Annotated in this window: 1 protein-coding gene; it reads right to left on the bottom strand. The window is 48.1% G+C overall.

Annotated elements, in window-relative coordinates; genetic code table 11:
• Positions 1-1599, bottom strand: a 1599-nt coding sequence (locus QUA23_RS30845; RefSeq protein WP_333110740.1) for an efflux RND transporter periplasmic adaptor subunit, incomplete at both ends; no start/stop codon positions are given.

Here is a 1599-nt window from a genome sequence, read left to right as displayed (position 1 = left end):
ATTGTTTCCAGAATCCGCTGCTATTGCTGGCAATTTGCGCCGATTTCCCCACAACACGCCGGCTGTGAAAGTCAGGGATGCGATCGCAACTCCTCCCCCTATTCCCGCCCACCATAAAGACACGGGTAAATTATTAAAATTAACCTCTGTTACCTTTGGAGTTGCCTCTTTCTTTTCCTCCTCTTCTGAGTGTTTATGGCTGCCGCCCCGCAAAGATTGTGCGTAAAGTTGAGGTGCTCGCTGCGTTACTATCAAATCTCCCTCGAATAAACCCCTCTTAACTTCAACTAAATCTCCGGCAGTTTGACCGAGTTCAATTTCAACCGCTTGATAAGCATTGCCATTTTGGACGTAAACGGTTTTTTTACCGCTAACATCCACTACCGCCGCACTCGGAATTGCTAAAATATTTGTTGCAGTTTTGTCGGTTAAAATCTCCAACTCCGCAAACAGTCCGGGCTTTAATTCGCCGTTAATATTATCTAGTTCTGCTTTCACCGGCACAACCCGCGTTTCTCCTTCCACGGATGACCCAATTAAGGCGATTTTTCCTTTAAAAGTGCGATCGGGTAAATTAGCGACTTTTACCCTGACTTCCTGACCCTGTTTTACTTGATTCAGGTCTTTTTCGTAAATATTGGCTGTGGCAAAAACGCGGCTGTCATTTAACAGACTCATCAACGGTTTTTCAGCGTCTACTGACTCTCCTGGGGTGATTTCGCGATCGGCTACCGTCCCGGAAATCGGAGCAACTACGGTAACGAGTCCTCGATCGTTGGCAACAGTTCCTAATTGTTGCAGCCGCGCTTGATAGGCTGCGTCAGCCAAGCGAATGCGCGAATGAGCGACTTCGACGGCAGTTTTGCCGCGTTTGACTTGGTTCTCGGCTTCTAGGACTTCCCGGCGGCTCTGAGCTCTGGTAAGTTGAGCTTTTGCTTCTGCTACTCTGCCTTGAGATTCCCGCAATTCCCGCATTGGGAGGTCTACTTCGGCTTGTTTAATTTCGGTTTGGGCTTTGATAACTTCAGGACGGCTTTTTGCCTTCGCAACAGCGGCTTTTGCTTCAGCGAAGTGAGCTTGCGATTCCAGCATTGTGCGCCGCGCGATCGCCCCAGATGCCACTAATTCTTTGTCGCGATCGAACTGTTCTTTAGCCACTGTCAGTTCAGTTTCTGCCCGCGCTATTTCGGCTTGCGCTATTTCAACTTGACGCTGATAGTTTTCTTTAGCGGCTTGCACAACTGAACGCTTGTTTACTAATTCTTGTTCTTGTTGGTACTGCTTAGTTACCGCTGTCCATTGGGTTTGGGCTTGGGCGATTTCTGCTGCGGATATTTGAAGTTGGCGATCGTAATTTTCTCGTGCTAGTTTGAGATCGCCTTCCGCTTGCTGCAAATCTGCCTCAGCTTCGGCACGTTTCGAGAGAGATTCAACCCGCAACTGTCCTAATTCTGAACTCGATAACACCGCAACGGGTTGGCCTTTTGATACTTTGTCCCCAGGCTTAACCAGCAACTCTATTACTTTCCCAGCAACAGGAGCCGTAACTTCTACTTTTTCGTTGGGTAAAGTTTCAATTTGTCCTGTGGTTTTGATGCC

The organism is Microcoleus sp. Pol1C5 (genome assembly GCF_036701115.1).
Taxonomy (GTDB): domain Bacteria; phylum Cyanobacteriota; class Cyanobacteriia; order Cyanobacteriales; family Microcoleaceae; genus Microcoleus.
This window is presented reverse-complemented; position numbering and strand designations above follow the sequence as displayed.